21 protein-coding genes are annotated in these 20,971 nt (G+C 62.4%); 10 read left to right on the top strand and 11 right to left on the bottom strand.

The window, feature by feature from the left end; all coding sequences use genetic code 11:
* Window positions 1-155: 155 nt before the first annotated feature.
* Window positions 156-1,307 (top strand): MFS transporter, encoded by a 1,152-nt coding sequence (locus tag M5B42_RS24570; protein ID WP_248747264.1) that lies wholly within the window; start codon window positions 156-158, stop codon window positions 1,305-1,307.
* 104 nt (window positions 1,308-1,411) lie between these two features.
* On the opposite strand, the gene M5B42_RS24565 is transcribed toward M5B42_RS24570, so the two are convergent.
* Both M5B42_RS24565 and M5B42_RS24560 read right to left on the bottom strand, forming a co-directional pair.
* Window positions 1,412-2,965 (bottom strand): phospholipase D family protein, encoded by a 1,554-nt coding sequence (locus tag M5B42_RS24565; protein ID WP_248747263.1) that lies wholly within the window; start codon window positions 2,963-2,965, stop codon window positions 1,412-1,414.
* 58 nt (window positions 2,966-3,023) lie between these two features.
* The gene (locus tag M5B42_RS24560) at window positions 3,024-4,457 is read right to left on the bottom strand and encodes a PLP-dependent aminotransferase family protein (protein WP_103497903.1); all 1,434 of its coding nucleotides are present in this window, start codon (window positions 4,455-4,457) and stop codon (window positions 3,024-3,026) included.
* Window positions 4,458-4,639: 182 nt separating this feature from the next.
* On the opposite strand from M5B42_RS24560, the gene M5B42_RS24555 reads away from it, so the two are divergent.
* Window positions 4,640-4,885, top strand: a complete 246-nt coding sequence (locus tag M5B42_RS24555) for a DUF1127 domain-containing protein (RefSeq protein WP_103497905.1) — start codon at window positions 4,640-4,642, stop codon at window positions 4,883-4,885.
* Between the two features lie 170 nt (window positions 4,886-5,055).
* On the top strand, window positions 5,056-5,409 hold the full coding sequence (locus M5B42_RS24550; RefSeq protein WP_103497907.1) for a YkgJ family cysteine cluster protein: 354 nt from the start codon (window positions 5,056-5,058) through the stop codon (window positions 5,407-5,409).
* A 2-nt stretch (window positions 5,410-5,411) separates the two neighbouring features.
* Here M5B42_RS24550 and M5B42_RS24545 read toward each other — a convergent pair whose 3' ends face one another.
* Window positions 5,412-5,900: an Lrp/AsnC ligand binding domain-containing protein gene (locus tag M5B42_RS24545; RefSeq protein WP_017125528.1), complete on the bottom strand. Its 489-nt coding sequence runs from the start codon at window positions 5,898-5,900 to the stop codon at window positions 5,412-5,414.
* Between the two features lie 159 nt (window positions 5,901-6,059).
* On the opposite strand from M5B42_RS24545, the gene dadA reads away from it, so the two are divergent.
* From dadA to M5B42_RS24515, 6 genes are all read left to right on the top strand, one after another.
* Entirely contained in the window at window positions 6,060-7,364 is a 1,305-nt protein-coding gene (gene dadA, locus M5B42_RS24540) for a D-amino acid dehydrogenase (RefSeq protein WP_103497908.1), read from the top strand.
* Window positions 7,336-7,689, top strand: coding sequence for a RidA family protein (locus M5B42_RS24535; protein WP_248747262.1), 354 nt, complete (start codon window positions 7,336-7,338; stop codon window positions 7,687-7,689). The genes dadA and M5B42_RS24535 overlap by 29 nt, the downstream gene beginning before the upstream one ends.
* A gap of 86 nt (window positions 7,690-7,775) precedes the next feature.
* Complete coding sequence (alr, locus tag M5B42_RS24530) at window positions 7,776-8,849, top strand: alanine racemase (RefSeq protein ID WP_152736674.1); 1,074 nt, start codon at window positions 7,776-7,778, stop codon at window positions 8,847-8,849.
* A gap of 128 nt (window positions 8,850-8,977) precedes the next feature.
* Window positions 8,978-9,526: a cupin domain-containing protein gene (locus M5B42_RS24525; RefSeq protein WP_100942162.1), complete on the top strand. Its 549-nt coding sequence runs from the start codon at window positions 8,978-8,980 to the stop codon at window positions 9,524-9,526.
* Window positions 9,527-9,709: 183 nt separating this feature from the next.
* Entirely contained in the window at window positions 9,710-10,129 is a 420-nt protein-coding gene (locus M5B42_RS24520) for a c-type cytochrome (RefSeq protein ID WP_103497912.1), read from the top strand.
* A gap of 145 nt (window positions 10,130-10,274) precedes the next feature.
* Window positions 10,275-12,197: an acetyl-CoA hydrolase/transferase C-terminal domain-containing protein gene (locus M5B42_RS24515; RefSeq protein ID WP_248747261.1), complete on the top strand. Its 1,923-nt coding sequence runs from the start codon at window positions 10,275-10,277 to the stop codon at window positions 12,195-12,197.
* A 30-nt stretch (window positions 12,198-12,227) separates the two neighbouring features.
* Here M5B42_RS24515 and M5B42_RS24510 read toward each other — a convergent pair whose 3' ends face one another.
* The 7 genes from M5B42_RS24510 to M5B42_RS24480 all read right to left on the bottom strand — a co-directional run bounded on the left by M5B42_RS24510 (window position 12,228) and on the right by M5B42_RS24480 (window position 19,371).
* Window positions 12,228-12,749: a fimbrial protein gene (locus M5B42_RS24510; protein ID WP_248747260.1), complete on the bottom strand. Its 522-nt coding sequence runs from the start codon at window positions 12,747-12,749 to the stop codon at window positions 12,228-12,230.
* 59 nt (window positions 12,750-12,808) lie between these two features.
* Window positions 12,809-13,342, bottom strand: coding sequence for a fimbrial protein (locus tag M5B42_RS24505; RefSeq protein ID WP_248747259.1), 534 nt, complete (start codon window positions 13,340-13,342; stop codon window positions 12,809-12,811).
* Between the two features lie 72 nt (window positions 13,343-13,414).
* Entirely contained in the window at window positions 13,415-14,359 is a 945-nt protein-coding gene (locus tag M5B42_RS24500) for a fimbrial protein (protein ID WP_248747258.1), read from the bottom strand.
* A gap of 74 nt (window positions 14,360-14,433) precedes the next feature.
* Complete coding sequence (locus M5B42_RS24495) at window positions 14,434-17,034, bottom strand: fimbria/pilus outer membrane usher protein (protein ID WP_248747257.1); 2,601 nt, start codon at window positions 17,032-17,034, stop codon at window positions 14,434-14,436.
* 136 nt (window positions 17,035-17,170) lie between these two features.
* Window positions 17,171-17,956 (bottom strand): fimbria/pilus periplasmic chaperone, encoded by a 786-nt coding sequence (locus M5B42_RS24490; protein WP_248747256.1) that lies wholly within the window; start codon window positions 17,954-17,956, stop codon window positions 17,171-17,173.
* Window positions 17,957-17,975: 19 nt separating this feature from the next.
* Entirely contained in the window at window positions 17,976-18,746 is a 771-nt protein-coding gene (locus M5B42_RS24485) for a fimbria/pilus periplasmic chaperone (RefSeq protein ID WP_248747255.1), read from the bottom strand.
* Between the two features lie 61 nt (window positions 18,747-18,807).
* Window positions 18,808-19,371, bottom strand: coding sequence for a fimbrial protein (locus M5B42_RS24480; RefSeq protein WP_248747254.1), 564 nt, complete (start codon window positions 19,369-19,371; stop codon window positions 18,808-18,810).
* Between the two features lie 301 nt (window positions 19,372-19,672).
* Between M5B42_RS24480 and M5B42_RS24475 the strand changes: the two genes are divergently transcribed.
* A complete protein-coding gene (locus M5B42_RS24475) occupies window positions 19,673-20,341 on the top strand; it encodes a response regulator transcription factor (RefSeq protein ID WP_152736883.1) in 669 nt (222 codons plus the stop codon).
* A 14-nt stretch (window positions 20,342-20,355) separates the two neighbouring features.
* On the opposite strand, the gene M5B42_RS24470 is transcribed toward M5B42_RS24475, so the two are convergent.
* The gene (locus M5B42_RS24470) at window positions 20,356-20,925 is read right to left on the bottom strand and encodes a xanthine phosphoribosyltransferase (RefSeq protein ID WP_103499758.1); all 570 of its coding nucleotides are present in this window, start codon (window positions 20,923-20,925) and stop codon (window positions 20,356-20,358) included.
* Window positions 20,926-20,971: the final 46 nt, after the last annotated feature.

Below are 20,971 nucleotides of genomic sequence, written 5' to 3'. Positions count from 1 at the left end.
CGGGCCTCATCGCTGGCAAGCCAATTCCTACAGGCCGGGGGTTGATCAGAATTTTGTGTCTGTGATCGGGTATCCCCAATAAACACAGCCGGACTCTCCGCAAGGAAGTCCGGCTGTGTCGTCTTGAACAGAAACTATCCACAGGAGCGTGGAACATGCGTTGGGCGACTTATTTCGCCGTGCTGGCTTCGGTACTCAGTGTCGGGCTGGCACTGGGCGTGAGCATGCCGTTGGTGTCCCTGCGGCTGGAAAGCTGGGGTTATGGCTCTTTTGCCATTGGCGTGATGGCGGCGATGCCGGCCATCGGGGTCTTGCTCGGCGCCAGTATCTCCAGCCATCTGGCGGCGCGCTTCGGCACTGCCCGGCTGATGGCCCTCTGCCTATGGGCCGGGGCCTTGTCCATCGGTTTGCTGGCGCTGCTGCCCAGCTACCCGGTGTGGCTGGTGCTGCGCCTGATGATCGGGGTGATCCTGACCATCGTCTTCATCCTCGGCGAAAGCTGGATCAATCAACTGGTGGTCGAACAATGGCGCGGACGCCTGGTGGCGCTGTATGGCAGTACTTATGCGCTGAGCCAGTTGTCCGGTCCGCTGCTGCTGGCCGCCGTGGGCACGGAAGGCGATTACGGCTTCTGGGTTGGCGTGGGTTTGCTGGTGGTCGCGCCATTTCTGTTGCTGGGGCGCAGCGGTGCGCCAACCACGGAGTCCAATCGCGTCACCCTGGCGGACTTGCTGGGCTTCTGCCGGGGTTTGCCGGCCATTGCCTGGGCCATTTCGCTGTTTGCCGCTTTCGAGGCGATGATTCTGACCTTGCTGCCGGTGTACTGCCTGCGCCAAGGCTTTACGGCGGATATCGCCTTGGCGATGGTCAGCACCGTGGTGGTGGGCGATGCCTTGTTGCAACTGCCGATTGGCGCCTTGGCCGACCGGCTGTCCCGGCGCGCGTTGTTCACCGGTTGTGCCCTGGCGCTGATGTTGTCGAGCCTGGCGGTGCCGCTGCTACTCGACACCTTGCTGATCTGGCCGCTGTGGGTGCTGTTCGGTGCCAGCGCGGGCGGGCTGTTCACCTTGTCGTTGATCCTGATCGGCGAGCGTTATCGCGACGACGCGCTGGTGCGGGCCAACGCCCATGTGGCGCAGTTGTGGGGTATCGGCTGCCTGATCGGGCCGTTGGTGGCGGGTGCGGGCAGCCAGTGGATCAGCGGGCATGCCTTGCCGTTGTTCATGGCGGCCGGGGCCTTGGGCCTGCTGGTGTTGCTGTTGCGCCAAGGGGCCTTCGGCACGGCACAGCCGACCACGCCCCTGTAGGAGCAAGCTTGCTCGCGATGACGGGCTCCCGGGCACCGCCGAAACATCAGCCTGCCGGCTGATCGCGAGCAAGCTTGCTCCCACAGGTCAGGCCTCGTGAACCTTCAGAGCATGCGCTCCAATCCGATATGGTTGGCGAACCAGGCGTTGAACCGGCGCCACCAGTTGCCCGGCTCGTGGTGCAGCTCGTGGAGCTGTCCGTGGTCCTCGGTGACCCAGACAATCTGTCCCTGCTCCAGGCGCGGCTGGTAGCTCAGGGCCGGGGCCATGCCGCGCAAGGCCAGGGCCCGAACGTGTTCCGCCAGCTCCGGACTGTCCACCAGGACGCCGACTTCGGTGTTCCACAGTACCGAGCGCGGGTCAAAGTTGAATGAACCGATAAAGGATTTCTGCCGGTCGAAAATCATCGCCTTGCTGTGCAGGCTGGAGTCCGAGCCTTTGTAGGACGCGCTATGAAACAGGTGCGGCCCGCTGCCGCCACGCTCCCCGGGCTGGCGCCGCAGTTCGAAGAGTTTCACGCCGTGTTCCAGCAACGCCTTGCGGTAAGGCGCGTAACCGCCGTGCACGGCAGGCACGTCGGTGGCCTCCAGCGAATTGGTCAGCAGGCTGACCGAGACCCCTGCATCGGCGCGCCCGGCCAGGTAGACCAGCCCCGGTTGACCAGGCACGAAGTAGGCGGAAATCATCATCAGTTCGGTATGGACGTTCTTCAGTTCCGGCGCCAACTGTGTGGCCAGCAACAAGCGTGGATCAGGCTCGTCCCTGGCCAGGACCTTGCTCGGTGCGTCCCACAGCGCCTCGCTCCAGGCCCAGATCAGCTCACGGCGCCAGATATCCATGCGCGGCTCGCTCTTGTAGGCCCGAAGCTTCAGGTACAGGGCGGTATTGTGCTGGCGATAGCTGCCCAGCGAATCCTTGAGCTGTTGTCGGGCCTTGGCCAGTTCCACCGCGGACGGTGGGTTTGAGAGGAAGTCGCCAATGGGCGCGCTCAGGGCGCTGTTCCAGTACTGGTCGAAGCTGTGTCCGAGTTGTTCGGCCACGGGGCCGAAGCCGAGCAGGTCGATGTCGGTGAAGTTCAGGTCCGGCTGGGCGCCGAAATATTCGTCCCCGAGGTTGCGGCCGCCGACGATGGCCGCGCTGTTGTCGGCCAGCCACAGCTTGTTGTGCATCCGCCGATGTTGCTGCGACAGGTTGAACAAACGGCCCAGGGTACGCGTGGCACCGGTGCTGCGGCCCAGGTTCAGCGGATTGAACAGGCGGATCTGGATATTCGGATGGGCGGCGAGGGTGCCGATGACCGAGTCGAGCCCGTCGCTGGTGGTGTCGTCCAGCAGGATGCGCACCCGTACGCCGCGATCGGCGGCCTCGAGCAGTTCATCCACCAACATGCGGGTGCTCAGGCCGTCATGGACAATGTAGTACTGCAAATCCAGGCTGACCTGGGCATTGCGGATCAATTCGGCCCGGGCCCTGAACGCCTCGCTGCCGTTGGGCAGCAGGCGAAAACCCGAGCGCCCCTGCCAGGGTGCGGCCTGTTCCTGGATCGAACGACCGAAGCTCGATTCGCTCGCCGCCAGGGCCTGGCTGGGAAGCCGTGGAATATCCAGGGTCGCGCATCCGCCCAACAGCAAGGCAATGAGCAGCAAGCAGGCTTTCAATGGTCATCGCCCCGGGTCGGTAGGTGTCGGCATATGGACGCTTTCCGGCGGGTAAAGGTCAATCGATACTGCTCTCGTTTTGTGCCAGTAATTTGATCGCGGCCGCGCCGACCTTGCGCACAGCCTCTTCGATCAGTGGCGTTGGCTTGGCAGCGTAGTTCATGCGCAGGCAGTTACGGTATTTGCCCGAGGCGGAAAAGATGCTGCCCACCGCGATCTGCACGCCCTGGTCCTGCAGCGCCCGGTTCAGGCGCAGGGCATCGAACCCTTCGGGCAGTTCGACCCAGAGCATGAAGCTGCCCTGGGGGCGACTGGCGCGGGTACCGGCGGGAAAATAACGGCTGATCCAGTCGATCATCAGGTCGCGGTTGCGCTGGTATTGGCTGCGCATGCGTCGCAGATGCGGCTCGAAGTGGCCGTTTCTGAGGAAGTCGGCGATTGCCAGCTGTGGCTGCGGGGCCGTGGAGCCGGTGCTGATGTACTTCATGTGCAGCACTCGCTCGAGGTAGCGGCCGGGCGCGACCCAGCCGATGCGCAGGCCCGGGGCAAGGGTCTTGGAGAAGGAGCTGCAGAGCAGCACGCGACCGTCTTCATCGAAGGACTTGATGGTGCGCGGACGCGGGTAGGTGTAGGCCAGTTCGCCATACACATCGTCTTCGATAATCGCCACGTCGAAGCGCTGGGCCAGGGTCAGCAGGGCGCGTTTGCGCGACTCCGGCATGATGTAGCCCAGCGGGTTGTTGCAGTTGGGGGTCAACTGTATGGCCTTGATCGGCCACTGCTCGAGGGCCAGTTCCAGGGCGTCGAGGCTGATGCCGGTGATCGGGTCGGTGGGGATTTCCAGGGCCTTCATACCCAAGCCCTTGAGGGTCTGCATGGCGCCGTGGAAGCTGGGTGAGTCCACCGCGACGATGTCCCCCGGCTCGCAGATGGAGCGGATGCTGGTGGACAGGGCCTCGTGGCAGCCGGTGGTGATCACCAGATCTTGGGGGCCGAGCTGGCAGCCGGAGTCGAGCAGCAGGCGCGCCACCTGTTCGCGCAGCCCGAAGTTGCCGTGGATATTGTCGTAGGACAGGCCGGGCATGTCCTGGCGGCGGCTGATCTGAGCCAGGCTGCGCAGCAGCGGTTTCAGGGTCGGGCTGTCGATGTCGGGCATGCCGCGGCCCAACTGTACGGTGTCCTCGCGAGGGACGGCGCGAATCAGTTCCAGCACCTGTTCCCATTGCGAGATATCAACAGGGCGTTGTGCCGGTCGGCCGATGACCGGCAACGCCGGTAGTTCGCGGCCTACGGGTACGAAGTAGCCGGACTTGGGTTTTGGTTGGGCCAGCCCGCTGTCTTCCAGGACGCGGTAGGCCTGCTGCACCGTACTCAAACTGACACCGTGCTCCACGCTCAACGCCCGTACAGAAGGCAGGCGGTCTCCGGGGCGATAGAAACCCTGTTCTATGCGGGTTCCAAGCAGTTCGGCAAGGTTGACGTAGAGGGTCATGGCGCAGTTCTCGGCGACGGTGGAAAGCGTTGGACGGTACAGATAGGAAGAAAATACAGGATTCAGTCGCGCTTTGGCGAGATCTGTATTGAATTAATAAAAATTGATTGAATCTGTAATGGTTTTGGCCGCTCACCCATTCTATGTACTCATGGCAACCGAGTAACAAAGGAGCAGAGGTAATGAACGGCATGAGCGATGTGCGTCTGGTGTTGCGCAGTCAGGAACTGGTGATCGAGCACGAGCGGGTAGTCATGGCGTCTTCCGCCCGTGGCGGCGCTCCGGCCTTCGGTGCCATGGGTCTGTTCTGGCATCGTCTGCGTACCCGCAAGACCTTGCTTGCACTTACGCCCGAGGAACTGAGCGATATCGGATTGAGCCCGGAGCAGGCCCGGAAAGAAGGTTTGAAACCGTTCTGGCGTTCTTGACGCGAAACTTGTGGGAGCCCGGCTTGCCAGCGGGCGCATGACTCAAGGGCCTGATCGCCGGCAAGCCGGCTCCTACAGGGGACCGTGTTACTTCAGATGAGCAGGTTTGCTGCCGGGAGTGGTCTTTTCAGGCAAAATACGCGCTTGTTCTTCTTTCCGGTCGTCGTTCGATGAGTTGCAACAGTCAGAAAATCCGCTTTCTGCGTCAGCAAATTCCGTCGTTCGACTGCGTGCCGGGCTGTCACGACTGCTGCGGTCCGGTGACCACTTCGTCCGAGGAGATGGCCCGCCTGCCGCGCAAGACCGCCGCCGAGCAGGAAGCGGCGCTGGACGAGCTCAATTGCGTGCACCTGGGACCGAACGGTTGCACTGTGTATGACGAGCGCCCGCTGATCTGTCGTTTGTTCGGCACGACGCCGACGTTGCCTTGCCCCAATGGCCGACGTCCCGTGGAGATGATTCATCCACGGGCCGAGCAGCAGGTGCACGAATACATCGCTACCACGCGTCAGGTACTGGTCTAGGCTCAATCCGGAATCGGCAGGTTCAGGCTCTCCTTCACTTCTTCCATCACGATATAGCTCTTGGACTCCCGAACGTGGGGCAGCTTGAGCAGGATGTCGCCGAGCAGCTTGCGGTAGGAAGCCATCTCGGAAATCCGTGCTTTCACCAGGTAGTCGAAATCCCCCGAGACCAGGTGGCATTCCAGCACATGGGGCAATTTCAGCACGGCACGTCGGAATTCTTCGAAGGTGTCGCCCGACTTGTAGTCGAGGCTGATCTCGACGAACACCAGCAGGCTGCCCTTGAGGTGCTGCGGGTTCAACCGGGCGTTGTAGCCCATGATGATGCCTTCGCGCTCCAGCCGGCGAACCCGCTCGGTGCAGGGCGTGGTGGACAGTCCGACCTTTTCGCCAAGCTCAGTGAACGAGATGCGCCCGTCGGCCTGCAGGATGCGCAGGATATTGCGGTCGATCTTGTCCAGCTCGCGCTTGGTCTGATGGTTGGTTCTCATTAGGGAATGCCCCTCCGTCAAAAGCGATAGTGCCGAGAATTCTCGCCAAATATAGGCACTTATATAGTGAAAAGCACTGGCTATTGTTTTTTACACTGCGCGCATCTTGGCTTTGAACATTAAACATCGGCGCCTGGCCGCGGATTGAGGAATAGACACATGCGAGTTCTGGTATTGGGTAGCGGCGTCATTGGTACCACCAGTGCTTATTATCTGGCGCGGGCCGGTTTCGAAGTGGTGGTGGTCGACCGTCAGCCGGCCGCGGCCATGGAGACCAGTTTCGCCAACGCCGGCCAGGTCTCGCCCGGTTATGCCTCGCCCTGGGCCGCCCCGGGCGTGCCGCTCAAGGCCATCAAGTGGTTGCTGCAGCGCCACGCGCCGCTGGCGATCAAGGCCACCGCCGATATCGACCAGTACCTGTGGATGGCACAGATGCTGCGCAACTGCACCGCCAGTCGTTATGCGGTGAACAAGGAGCGCATGGTCCGCCTGTCCGAGTACAGCCGTGACTGCCTCGACGAACTGCGCGCCGAAACCGGGATTGCCTACGAAGGCCGTAGCCTGGGGACCACCCAGTTGTTCCGCACCCAGGCGCAACTCGATGGCGCGGCAAAAGACATCGCGGTACTGAAAGAGTCCGGTGTCCCTTACGAATTGCTCGACCGCGCCGGCATTGCCCGGGTCGAACCGGCCCTGGCCAGCGTCACCGATATCCTCGCCGGCGCCCTGCGCCTGCCGAACGACCAGACCGGCGACTGCCAGATGTTCACCAGCCGCCTGGCCGAAATGGCCATCAAGCTCGGTGTGGAATTCCGCTTCGGCCAGGACATTCAACGGCTCGACCATGCGGGTGACCGCATCAACGGCGTGTGGATCGACGGCAAGCTGGAAACCGCCGACCGCTACGTACTGGCGCTGGGCAGTTATTCGCCGCAGTTGCTCAAGCCGCTGGGGATCAAGGCGCCGGTCTACCCCCTCAAGGGCTATTCGCTGACCGTGCCGATCACCAACCCGGCCATGGCCCCGACTTCGACTATCCTTGATGAAACCTACAAGGTCGCGATCACCCGTTTCGACAACCGCATCCGCGTCGGTGGCATGGCGGAAATCGCCGGTTTTGACCTGTCGCTGAATCCGAAACGGCGCGAAACGCTGGAGATGATCGTCGGCGATCTTTATCCTCAGGGCGGCGACCTCGAGCAAGCCAGTTTCTGGACCGGTTTGCGTCCGACCACTCCCGACGGTACGCCGATCGTGGGGGCGACCTCATTCCGCAATCTGTTCCTGAACACCGGTCACGGTACGCTCGGCTGGACCATGGCTTGTGGCTCCGGTCGCCTGTTGGCTGACCTGATGGCGAAGAAAAAGCCGCAGATCAGTGCCGAAGGCCTCGATATTTCCCGTTACGGCAAAACGCCCCAGGAGACTGCAAAACATGGCAATCCAGCGCCAGCTCACCAATGAACGTCTGAGCCAGATCGTTGTTCACAGCGGTGCCGTGTATCTGGCGGGGCAGGTTGGCGACAACATGAGCGCCGGGATTGAAACCCAGACCCGTGAAGCCCTCGGCAATATCGAGCGTTTGCTGGATCTGGCGGGTACCGACAAGAGCAGGTTGCTGTCGGTGACGATCTACCTGAAAGACATCGATGCCGACTTCGCCGGGATGAATTCGGTCTGGGACAAGTGGCTGCCCAAAGGCGTCGCGCCGGCCCGTGCCACGGTTGAGTCGAAGCTGTGCGAACCGGAAATCCTGGTCGAGCTGTCGGTCGTGGCCGCTCTGCCTTAAGTACGATCCCTCTCCCGGTGTGATGGCGGTCTCACTGCTTTTCGCACCGGTTTTTTTCCTCGTTGACCGTCCAGAAGTTTGCCGCCATGCGTCCTGCCCGTGCCCTGATCGACCTCCAAGCCCTTCGTCACAACTACCAATTGGCCCGCGAAGTCTCGGGTGCCCGAACCCTCGCGGTGATCAAGGCCGATGCCTATGGTCATGGCGCGCTGCGCTGTGCCCAGACCCTGGAAGCCGAGGCCGATGGTTTTGCCGTGGCCTGTATCGAGGAGGCCCTCGAGTTACGGGCCGGGGGTATTCGCGCGCCGATCCTGTTGCTGGAGGGCTTTTTCGAGGCCGCCGAACTGCCACTGATCGTCGAGCACGACTTCTGGTGCGTGGTGCATGCGCTCTGGCAGCTGGAGGCCATCGAGCAGGCGGTGTTGGCCAAGCCGATCAATGTCTGGCTCAAACTCGACTCGGGCATGCACCGGGTGGGGCTGGAACCGGCTGATTATCAGGCGGCTTACCAGCGCCTGCAGGCCAGCGGCAAAGTGGCGAAAATCGTCCTGATGAGCCACTTCGCCCGCGCCGATGAGCTGGGCAGCCAGCGCAGCGCCGAACAGGTGGCGACCTTCGAGGCCGCGCGCCAGGGTTTGTCGGCTGAGGTCAGCCTGCGCAACTCTCCGGCGGTGCTCGGTTGGCCGCAGATTTCCAGCGACTGGGTACGTCCCGGCATCCTGCTGTTCGGCTCGACGCCTTTCGAAGAAGAAAACCCTGTCGCCGCGCGTTTGCAGCCGGTCATGACCCTGGAGTCGAAAGTCATCAGTGTGCGCGAGCTGCCGGCGGGTGAGCCGGTGGGCTACGGCGGCCTGTTCGTGACGTCCAGGCCGACGCGGGTTGGCGTGGTTGCGATGGGTTATGCCGACGGCTATCCGCGTCACGCACCGACCGGCACGCCGGTGCTGGTGGCGGGCCAGCCGAGCCAACTGCTGGGCCGGGTGTCGATGGACATGCTGTGCATCGATCTGACCGACGTGCCCCAGGCCGGGTTGGGCTCGACGGTGGAGTTGTGGGGCAAGAACATCCTGGCCAGTGAGGTCGCGGCCCGGGCCGAGACCATTCCTTATCAGATCTTCTGCAACCTGCGCCGGGTGCCACTGCTCTACACCGGGAGCTAACGGGCAACCCGCCGCGCCACAGATCGTCCCGCCGACCAGGATTCGGCCCTGAGTGTTGTAAATACTGAACGCTATGCCATGATATCGCTCAATTACAACATCGCCTGAATCCCTGGGAGGCTGCCGTATTGGACGTCGGTGAACGACTGCAATCCATCCGTAAACTGAAAGGTCTGTCTCAGCGTGAACTCGCCAAACGCGCGGGCGTCACCAATAGCACCATTTCAATGATTGAGAAAAACAGCGTCAGCCCCTCGATCAGTTCGCTGAGGAAGGTGCTTGGCGGCATTCCCATGTCCATGGTCGAGTTCTTTTCCGAAGAAATCCTCCAGGAAAAACCGACCCAGATCGTCTACAAGGCCAACGAGCTGATCGATATCTCCGATGGTGCCGTGACCATGAAGCTGGTCGGTCGTGCTCATCCCAGCCGTGCTATCGCTTTTCTCAATGAGATCTATCCTCCAGGTGCCGATACCGGAGAGGAAATGCTCACCCATGAAGGCGAAGAGACTGGCATTTTGCTGGAAGGTCGACTGGAATTGGTGGTGGGTGCAGAAACTTTCGTCCTCGAAGCGGGCGACAGCTACTATTTTGAAAGCACCAAGCCGCATCGCTTCCGCAACCCGTTCGATACCCCCGCGCGACTAATCAGCGCAGCGACACCGGCGAATTTTTAACAGAGAGGCGTCAGGTCAGGGATTTCAAGGCGCCCGGTAGTATTGATTGGCCACTTGCTAATACCCTTGTGACTATTAGGGTTGTTTCGCAGTGGCAATCGAACCGTTATACTCACGCCGCCTGCGAAACCGTGGTTGCGGGCGTGATTAGCCACCATTGAGGGTGTACGCGTGAATCCAATTATGAAAATGCTGGCCGTACCAGCAACCGTAGTCGCCCTGTGGGCCATCAGCGCTCAGGCTTCGACCATCAATGACGACATTGCCAAGCGCCTGGAGCCGGTGGGCAAGGTGTGTGTCCAGGGCGAAGAGTGTAAAGGCATGGAAGTGGCGGCTACCGTGGGCGGTGGCGGTGGTGCCAAGACGCCGGATGAAGTGATTGCCAAACATTGCAACGCCTGCCACGGCACTGGTTTGCTGGGTTCGCCGAAAATCGGCGACGCCGCGGCCTGGAAAGATCGCGCCGATCACCAAGGCGGCCTCAGCGGCCTGCTGGCCAAGGCCATCACCGGCCTTAACGCGATGCCGCCAAAAGGCACCTGCGCCGATTGCTCCGATGACGAGCTCAAAGGTGCGATCGAGAAAATGTCCGGGTTGAAATAAGACCGATCGTCTCTGAAAAAGCCGCTTACGAGCGGCTTTTTTGCATCTGGTGAAAACCCGAACCTGTGTCTGTGGGCTGTCATTTTCAGCAGATTCCCGGCAAGCTCGGTCGAACCTCAATTCACGGAAAGGCGAGGAGGATCCGATGGTGCAATCCTGTTCTATCGAACGTGCGGTCGATGAGGTGCTGGCACGGCTGCCGGCACATATCCACATGGCCAGCCCGTTGGGCCTGGGCAAACCCAACCGCTTTATCAACGCGCTCTACCAGCGCATCAGGCAATTGCCGGAGCGTCGGCTGACGATCTATACGGCCTTGAGTCTCGGTCGCCCATCCCTGGGCGACGGTTTGCAGCGGCGTTTCCTCGAACCCTTTGTCGAACGAGTATTCGGCGACTACCCCGAACTGGATTTCCTCGCCGACCTGCGCCGGGACAGCCTGCCGCCGAATATCCACGTCCAGCAGTTCTTCATGCAGCCCGGCAGCCTGTTGCACAGCACGCAGGCCCAGCAAGACTACGTCAGCAGCAACTACAGCCATGCCGCCCGCGATATCAACGCCGCCGGCCTGAACCTGATCGCGCAACTGGTGGCCGAGGCGCCGGAACATCCCGGGCACCTGAGCCTGAGCTGCAATCCGGACATTACCCTCGACCTGTTGCCGATGATCGCCCGCCGCCGCGCCGCCGGGGAGACCATCCTAGTGCTGGCGCAGGTTCACAGCGATCTGCCGTATATGCCCGGGGATTCCGAACTCAGCCGTGATGCCTTCGACCTGCTGATCGACGAGCCGGAACGCAGCACCCTGTTCTCCACCCCGAATATGCCGGTGGACACCCAGGACCATTTTATCGGTCTGCACGCCAGCACCCTGGTGCGCGATGGTGGCACCCTTCAGATCGGCATCGGCTCCATGGGCGACGCCTTGACCGGTGCCTTGCTGGCCCGTCAGGCGGACAACGAGGGTTACCAGGCCTTGCTGGCGGATATCGACCTGTCCCCCTGGAAGGCGCTGCTCGACAAGGAGGGTGGCATCGAGTCGTTTGCCAAGGGGCTTTACGGTTGCAGCGAGATGTTCGTCAATGGCCTGCTGGTGCTGGTGGACGCGGGTATCGTGCGGCGCAAGGTCTACGCCGACCTTGAGCAGCAACGCCAGGCCAATGCCGGAACCCTCGACAGTGCCCTGCAGACGGGCGGTATTGCGGTGCATGGCGGCTTCTTTCTCGGCCCGCGCAGTTTTTATCAGCGCCTGCACGAGCTGTCCCGGGACAAGCTGGGCGAGTTCAACATGACCGCCATCAGCTATATCAACGAGCTGTTTGGCCAGGAAGAACTCAAGCGCCTGCAGCGTCTCGACGCACGCTTTATCAACAGCGCCTTCACCATGACGTTGCTGGGCGCGGGGGTGGCCGACCAGCTCGAAGACGGCCGGGTGCTCAGCGGTGTCGGCGGGCAGTACAACTTCGTGGCCCAGGGCCATGCGCTGGAGGGCGCGCGCTCGATCCTGATCCTGCGCAGCTGGCGCGAGTCGGGCGGCGAGGTCAGTTCGAACATCGTCTGGGAGTATGGGCATTGCACCATCCCCCGGCATCTGCGGGATATCGTGGTGACCGAGTACGGCATTGCCGATCTGCGCGGCAAGACCGACGTCCAGGTCATCGAAGCGTTGCTGAATATCGCCGATTCGCGCTTTCAGTCGGAGCTGATCGAGCAGGCGCAAAAAGTCGGCAAGCTGCCGGGGAATTTCCGTCTCGATTCGCGGTTTGCCGATAACAGCCCGCAACGTTTGCAGGCGATTCGCGCGCGTCACCCGCAGTTGTTCCCGGAGTATCCGCTGGGCTGTGATTTCAGCGTGGAGGAGCGGGATCTGCTGCGGGCGCTGAACTGGCTCAAGAGCAAATTCAAGCTCACCGAGGCACTTGAGTTGGGCAAGGCGACGCTGGACGCGCCCGAGCCGTCGGCATTCCCGGCACATCTGGAGCGCATGGGGCTGGCGCAGCCCCAGGGCCTGCGTGACGAGTTGTACCAGCGCCTGTTGCTGGCGGGGTTGCAGGCCACTGCCGGCTAGCGGACAGGGCCTTGGCGCAGGGCGCATGCCTCAGTTGTAGGTGACGTCCACCGTCGCCAGGCTTTCCAGCTTGCCTTCGCTGACCACGCCGGACTTCCAGTAGGCCGCCCCCAGTGGCAGCACCGCCTGGCCGCCGCTCGGCGTCAGGGTGCGGGTATTGTCGTTGCCGTCGGCGCGGATGGTCTGTCGCACGCCCCCCAGCTGCGAGTACAGCCACAGCGCCAGGCCGCTGACATCGCCGGTGTTGGCGAAGCGGGCGCCATCCGAGGAGGCCGGCGTGCCATGGAACGTGAAGGTGACGCTGGTGATATCGGAGTCGCAGCGGGCGCTCAGCTCGAAGGGCTTGTGGCCCGCCGACTCGACGCCCGCGAAGTCATCGATCTTGACCGGTGGCAGGGAGATGGCGCGCTCGAGGTCCTCGGCAATCAGGTTGCAGGTGCCGCCCTCGACAGTGCCTTCGAAGCGCAGATTGCCCGGGTTCAGGGTTTCCGTGGCCGAAGCCGGGGCGATGGTTGCGAGCGCCAGCGCCAGGGGTATCAGGTAGGTCTTCATCGGGTGTTGTCCGTTCTGGCGGGCCGACGGGAGGTGGCGGCCTGATAGGGCTTGGGGTGTCAGTTGTAGGTAATGGTCACAGAGATCGTGGTGCTCAGCGTGCCTTTGGTGACGCTGCCGATGACGATCTTTCTGTATTCCGCGCCCATGGGCAGTACCGCCTTGCCAGCGCTTGTGGGAATGGTTCTCCCGCGATCGGCAGCGTTGCCGTTGGCCGGGATGTTGGAGGCAACTCCCCCGATACGCGATTGAATCGCTGTAGCGACGCCGGTGGCGGTGCCGCCGATATTGGCGAAGTATTGCCCGGAAGAGGCCGGTGTGCCGTTAAAGGTGAAGGTGACATTTCTGATATCTGCGTCGCAGTTGGCGGTCAGGTTGAATGTCCTGAGCCCTGCTGAGTTAGAGCTATTGAAGTCGCTGACCTTAACCGGGGGTAACTCGATCAAGCGGCTGACATCGAATGGGTCCAGGTTGCAGGTGCCACCCTCGATATTCCCTGTGAACCTTAGACTGCCGGTTGTGGCAGCCTGGGTAGTGCCGGTGATCGTGGTGGCGGCAACCAGTAGGGACAATACGAAAAGAGGTGTTTTCATCGCAGGTTTCCTTGTCAGGTAAGAGATTGATGCGTTGCATTCATCGAGCATTGCCACGAGCGCTCTGCTGGCTCAGTTGTAAGTGATGTTGACGGTAACGGTACTTGCCAGTGAGCCTTTGGTCAGGGTGCCGGTGGTCTTGTGATACTCCGCCCCCATGCGTAGCACGGCCCGGTTGCCTGAAACCGCGACGGTGCGAGTACTGTTGTTGCTTACCGTCTGGCCCGGTGTATGCAGCCATAGCGCAACACCGCGAGCCGAACCTGTGCTATTGGCAAAGAGCGCGGAGTTTCCGGGGTCCGGCGTGCCGGTGAATCTGAAGGTGACGTTCGAGGCATTGCTGCAGTTGGCGGTCAGGTCGAAATTCTTGGTGCCGATCGAGATGCCGGTGAAGTTCGAGATCCGCACGGGGTCCAGCGCGATCACGCGGCTGACGTCGCCAGCGGCGAGGTCACAGGTGGCGGTGGGGGTGACGAAGCTGACGGGGTTGTTCAGTAGAACCGTGTGGATGGTGCGCCCATCCCAGCTGTTCACCATGAGATTTGCGCCGGGGACCGTACCGTTTGATACGTTCCCTATTTTGTAGAACTGGGCCTCCATCGTGACGATGGTGTGTTCATAGCTTGTATAGGTCAGTGACGTCGAGCTGCTGTGGAGGGGCAGCAAGTAGGGGCTCCCCCACCTGAGCGTCGCATAGACCCGTATGCCAATCCCTGGAACATTGGTTCGATAGACACCTCCCACACCAGGAAGCGTCACCAAATCGGCGCTTGTATATCGCCCGGTTGTTTGCTGCATGATGGGAGGGCTGCAGGTGCTGACGCCGCTGGGGTATGTACCACCAAAGGTGGCTTTTGCTATCAGGGCTCCCACTGCCAGACTTGACGGCACGCTGATAGTGGCTGGAAAAGTCGCGCCGTTGCGCGGGTTGTTTGGGTAATAGTTGCACGCCGCTTGAGCCGCCACCGGCAGTGAAAGGATCAGCAATGCGCAAACTGACTGGAGGGGGCGTTTCATTTTCTGTCTCGCGTGAAGTAAGGTCTGGAATCTGTCGACAGGGGCGTTTGCGAAGCAGGTATGGGCGACCATGATCAAGCCTCATCCGCAGCGGTATCCGACGGCCCCGACCGAGGCGTATCGGTCATGGCGGCCCGGCATTCCCCATCCATCTGACGTAAACCGTTCGAGTCGGCGAGCGTGCCCAGGTCATAGGTGATCCGGCAGACGTCCGTGCTGGCCGAGCCCCACTTGACCGTCAGTTGGCCGCTATCGCGCGGTACCCGGACAAACGCCTTGCTGCTCTGCCCGACCACGCCCGTGCTGGCGCCGCTTTCATCGAACACATCGGCACCGAAGGGCAGCGGGCTGCCATCCTCGCGCAGGGCATTGATGATCAAGGCCCGCCCGCTGCTGGTCTCGTACTTCATCACCACCACGGAACCGGCCCGGGGCGCGACGTTGTGCGAGGCGGACTTGAGCTCCACGTCGTGGGACATGTCCCCGGGGTCCAGCTCGACCACGTTCTGGCGGTACGACGTGAGGTGTGGCACCACCGCGTAGCCGTTATCGTCCACCTGCGCGTTATTGCCGCCGACCCAGGCGCCCTTGGCTCCGGGCGCGTTGACCAGGCCGAAGGTGTCGCCCAGTTCCGGGGTCAGGGTCAGGCCGTCGGCATGGGCCACCAGGCCGCCGGACAGGCCTAGCGATTGCGAGTGGTAGCCGTTGCCCTGGCTGTAGCTGGTGGAGGCCTGGGCGTAGCGGCTGCGGTACTGCAGGTCGGCGTTGAAACTGTTGCCGATGCCATTGTCGGCGTGGCTGGCCGAAGCGCCGTAGTTGATCTCGTTGCGTTCGCCCCAGGTGCCGCTGAGGCCAGTGCGGATGCTGTTTTGCCGGTCGCCGTGGGTCAGCGTGCTCGATAGATTCGGCGCACGGTTCGAGTAGCCCAGCGGCAGGCTGATGGTGAGGTCGATCTGGTTGCTGCTGCGTTCGGTCAGCAGGTCGCGGGTACGCTGGGCACTGAAGGTGTAGTTCAGGCGTTGCCAGTTGCTGCTGTAGCCGGCGCTGAAGCTCAGGCTGCCGCCCTTGCGGTTCCAGTAGTTCTGCGACGAGCCGGTAAGGAACAGCGAACCCCGCTCCAGGCTCTGGTTGATGCTGATATCCAGGCGTTCGCGTACCCGGCTGATATTGTCCAGGTTGCCGCCGTCGCGGGCCAGTTCGCGCAGTCGCGCGGTATCCCGCGCGGTGAGGAAACCGTCGGTGGAGTAACGGAAGGCCCCGAGGGCGAAGTTGGTCCCGGTGTCGGCGAAGTTCTTGTTGTAGCGGGCCTGCAGACTCTGGCCCCGGCGGTTGCCATTCCCCGGCAGTTGGGCATGGGAGGAGGTCAGATCCAGCGAAATCGCTCCCACCGGGGTGTTGAGGGCGGTGCCGAGGATTTGCGAGTTATAGCCTTCCGAGGCCAGGGCCCCGGCATAGCCGGTCAGCAGGTTGTTGAGGCCGTACTGGAAGGTGCCCTGGCTCAGCCAGGGATTGCTGTTGACGCCGAGCTCGGCCATTTCGCCCACGCTCAACGAGTAGCGGCTGTAACCCGGTCGGAGCAGTTTCACATCGGAAGCGAAAGGCACGATGAATTGCCGCTGGCGCCCGTCAGCCTCGGTGACGGTGACTTCCAGGTCGCCGCCGTAGCCGGTGGGGAACAGGTCGTCAAGCACGAACGGCCCGGGGGCCACCGTGGTTTCGTCGAGCAGGATGCCGCGCTGGCGTACGCTGACCCGGGCGTTGGTCTCGGCCACGCCACGGACGATGGGCGCATAGCCGGTCTGCGAGTCGGGCAGCATGCGATCGTCGGTGGCCAGGCTGGCGCCGCGCATGCGCAGGCTGTCGAACAACTCGCCGGTGGTGTAGATCTCGCCGGTCATGAATTGCGATTGCAGCCCGGGCAGTTCCCGTTGCACATAGGTGGCGCTGCTCTGGTAGCTGCCGCCGGCATCGTTGCTGCTGTAGGCGCCGTTGTGCCGCAGGTGCCAACCCTCCAGGTTGAGACCGGTGTTCAGCCGCAGGGAGTTGGAGAACGATGAGCGGCCCTGGTTGTTGTTCATGAAGCCGTTGGCGTCGTAGCGGACGAACGCCGCGTTCACGCCGGTGTCCCAGTGCTCGGGACTGACATAACCGCGTGCCTTGCGTGACAGGTAGATCTGCGGGACTTGCAGGTCCAGGCGGCTTTCGCCGGCATCGAAGCGGGCGCTGGCGCCGGGTAGATAGGTACTGATATCGCCGCAGGCCGGTGTACTCGGTAACGGCGGCGGAACGGTTTCGCCAGCGTCGGCGGCCTTTTGTGCCACCCCGTCGAGGTCGATCCCGAGCCTGATCAGCAGGGCGCGATCCAGGCACAGCTGCGCGTTTTTCTGGCCCTCGACACCGGCGAAGGTCAGTTCGTCGCGGCCGATCCAGCCGCCGTTGACGCTGATATCGGCACGATAATGTCCCGGCAGGACCACATTGCCTTCGTTGAAGCGCGAGATGTCGATCTGCCCGCCACCTCCCGGAAAGAAGGCCGGGTTGAACTCCACCTGCTCGACCTCGTCGGCGGCCAGGACGCTGCCGGCGCCCAACAGCAGGAGGCTGTGAATGACGTGGGCCAGGCGGCTGCGCGCGGGACGCGATCCGCCGGCTACAGGTTGTGTCTTCGATCTCATCACTAACGTTCCAAACCTTGTGTATTGCCGGATTCGGGCAAGCCGTTCCCTGCCGTCGCGCGTTGTGGATCGCGACGGGGCCGGAGGTGTCGTTACGGGTGGGCGTTCGAGGGACGCCGGTTATGGGGTCAGCCCGTCATGGCATGACCTGGGCCTTGTGCGTGTGCCGGGCGCCGTAGTCGTCGATGACCTGGAATTCGACCTGGGCGCCGGCACTCGGCGTCGACTTCAGGCTGGGCAGGGGGAAACGGTTGCTGGCCTGCGGATTGACCATGTTCGCGACTGCCGTCTCACCGACCGGCTTGGCATGGCGTTGGCCCGCCGCCAGCAGCTCCACCGAATCGAAGTTCAGGTGGTAGGGCGTCGGGTTATGCACTTCCAGGGCCGGTCCCTGTTCGGTTTTCACCAGCGTCCAGCGCAGTTTTTCGGTGGCCTGTACCGCCTCGTACGGCAGGCCCTGGGGTCGAAAGAACAGCTTGATGCGGGTCTTGAACGCCAGTTGCAGCTGGTTGCTCTGCTCCGAATTCTGGGCCTTGGGCGGGACTTCCAGCATGTTCAGCCAGAACAGGCTCTCGCGATCCTTGGGCAGCGCTTCACCGGTGTAGGTCAGGCGCACGACCTGCTGCTTGTCCGGCTCCATCCGAAAGATCGGCGGCGTGGCGACAAACGGGACCTTGGCCCGTTCCGGCGTCACCTCCTCGTCGCCGCTGTCCAGCCAGACCTGCACCAGCGCCGGTTTCTGGTTCTTGTTCTCGAACCTTATGCTCATCTCCTTCTGGTTCGCCGGATACACCACGCGGGTGCCGGTGATAACGACGCTGGCCTGCACCGTGAAGCAGGTGATCAACGTCAGGGTCGCCAGGACGAGCCGGGCGGCGAGGCGAGTGAAACGGACGGTGTGCTGGGATCTGAGGGTGTTCATGGGCAATCGTCGGTCCGGTTCAAGAGGGGATGTCGGCGGTATGGCTGACCCGTGCGCCGAAATCGTTGATGGCGCTGAACTCGACCTTCAGTGCACCCGGGGGCGGGGTCCGCAGGGCGGGCAGGACGAAGCGCTTGATATCGCCGGCGGGCAGCAACAGGCTGTCGTTGGCCTCTTTATTCGGGGCTTTCGGATAACGTTCGTTGCCGCCTTTACCCACCAGTTCGACCGAGCCCAGGGATACGTGATAAGGCGTCGGGTTGACGACTTCCAGGGCGTGACCGCCTTCGTGACGCACCAGCTTCCAGCTCAGCTTCGGTGCTGCGGCGGCCTTCGAATAGGGCAGCCCCTCGGGTCGGAAGAACACCCGCAGACGGGAACGAAACGACAGCTCCAGCAGGTTCTTGTCCTTGGCGTCGGCTGCGGTCGGCTGCACTTCCAGCACATTCAGCCAGAACAGGCTTTCGCGGTCCGTGGGCAACGGCTCGCCGGTATAACGCAGGCGCGGGGCCTGCTGCTTTTTCGGTTCGATGCGCAGGATCGGCGGTAGCGCGGTGAAGGGCGCCTTCGCGGTTGCGGGTGTCGCACGTTTGTCGCCGTCGTCGAGCCAGAGCTGGACCAGGGCGGGGCGTTCGCCCTTGTTCTCCAGTCGAACCACCACTTCCTGCTGTTCGGCGGGATAGATCACGCGCGCGCCATGGATGATCACGGCGGCAAACGAGGACGTAGCATGCAGCGATGCCGTCAGAAGGGCACAGATGGCCATGCCCGAACGAGTCAGGTTGTTCATTGGCGAAGCTCTCGTGTTGAAGGCTGGACCCACGACAGGGCGCAGGTCCATTGGATGACGCTTAGTCGGCGTACTCGACCATGAAGCCGACCCGGGTGGCGACCTCGCCTTCGCCCGCGGCACCGGTGGCGTAGTACTGGGCGGCCAGGGGGATGAGCGCCTGGTTGTCGGAGATGATCACGCCTTCGGATTTTTCGCTGTAGACGTGGATCGGTGTGCCGTCGCGCTGGGTCACCTCGACCTGGACGTTGCTGGCGGCGTTCGCGGTGGCGTCGATGTTCAGGCGACCGGTAGCGACGTCAATCGCCGGGCTGGTCGGGTCGAACGCGACCATGGCGGTGCGACCGTTGGTGCAGGCCGTTTCGCCTGGCGCGCCCACGCGAATCGTGAAGCCAGTGAGGTTCCGACGATCGCCGGCGTTTGTCAGGAGAGAGGCGGGCACACCACCCAGGTCGACGTTCTTGACCACGGTACCGCCGCCTGGCGCTTCGCCTTCAATGGTGCAGGTCACGTCGGTCACCAAGCCGTTGAAGTTGATGATGCCGTCGTTGGCTGCGGAAGCCGGCAGGGCGATCAGGGCGGCGAGCGCAAGGGAAACGGCGGCAGAGACTTGAGAGATTTTCATCGGATTACCTTGAATGATTTCAGTTGATGTCTCTTCCGACAGGTCGGTAGGGAAGGTACTAGCCTGTCGGATGAGGGTTATCACTCTCGTGCAAACCAAACTTCCGACATATCGAGATAACTCGAACCCTGGCAGTTTCGTGATTTCTCGAATGGTTTGTCGTTTGTGCTCCCGGTGCTGGCTGCTATAAGTCTGAAAGTTCTGTAGGTCTTAGCCGGGCCCCTCCCGTTGCCGGCCTGGCTCTATCGTTCAGGAGGTCTGATCCAAGATGAGTAGCGTATTTTCTGGTCCCCGCACCGTCATGCTGCTGGATGACCATGAGGTGATAAGGGTGGGCACGGCCTTGTGGTTATCCAAGGAGTCCGATCTTGAGATCATCGGTTCCTTTTCCACGAGTGGGGAACTGTTCGCCGCGTTGGCCCAGCGACGGCCCGATGTCGTGGTCGTCGATTTCATGCTCGGTCCGCTGGAGATCGATGGCGTCAACCTGATCCGCGCGCTGCGGGTGCGTTATCCCGAGTGCCGGACCCTGGTGCTGTCGGCGCAATACACGCCGGCGACCGTGTCGCTGGCGCTGCAGGCGGGAAGTTGGGGCTTCTTCGGCAAGTCCCAGCGCCTGGACGAACTGGCGGCCGCCATCCGTACCGTGGCCCGCGGCAAGATCTACCTGCACCCGGCCATGGCCCGGGAGGTGGGGGTGTCGGAGGCGGCGTTGTGCAAGGTGTCGGTCGCCGCCGAGCGCACGTGCGGCTGTGCGCACGATGAGATTCTTTCGCCGCGGGAGCGGGAAGTGTTGCGCTGCTTCCTGGATGGCATGTCGGTGAACGGGATTGCCGCCAAGTTCTCCCGCAGCGCCAATACCATCAGCACGCAGAAACAGTCGGCCTACCGCAAGCTGGGGATCAAGACCGACAGCGAACTGTTCAAGTTATCCGGTTCGCTGCGGGACTCGAGCGCGATAGGTCTCTGATTTCCGGGTTCGGCTCAGAGAAAGCTGACGACCCCACCGGCCAGGGACTTGACCCGAGCCAGGGATTCCACGCGATAACCCTGGGCATCCAGCTCGGCGCGGCCGCCCTGGAAGGATTTCTCGATGACGATGCCCAGGCCGGCCACGGTCGCGCCGGCCTGCTTGATGATCGAGATCAGCGCCTGGGACGCTTTGCCGTTGGCCAGGAAGTCATCGATGATCAGCACGCGATCGCTGCTGGTCAGATGGCGCGGGGAAATCGCCACGGTGTTTTCCACCTGCTTGGTGAAGGAATACACCGTTGCCGACAGCAGGTTTTCCGTCAGGGTCAGGGATTGGTGCTTGCGGGCGAAAATCACCGGCACGCCGAGGTTCAGCCCGGTCATGATCGCCGGGGCAATCCCCGAGGCCTCGATGGTGACGATCTTGGTAATGCCCGAGTCGGCGAACAGCGCGGCGAACTCGTCACCGATCAGTTTCATCAACTGCGGGTCGATCTGGTGGTTCAGGAAGGCGTCGACCTTCAGGACCTGATCGGAAAGCACGATGCCTTCTTCGCGAATTTTCTTGTGCAGTGCTTCCACGGAACGTCCTCGAATAGCGCTTTTGCGCTGAAGATAGATTAAAAAA

This window comes from Pseudomonas sp. MWU12-2037, from assembly GCF_023242345.1.
GTDB classification, from domain to species: domain Bacteria; phylum Pseudomonadota; class Gammaproteobacteria; order Pseudomonadales; family Pseudomonadaceae; genus Aquipseudomonas; species Aquipseudomonas gingeri_D.
This window is presented reverse-complemented; position numbering and strand designations above follow the sequence as displayed.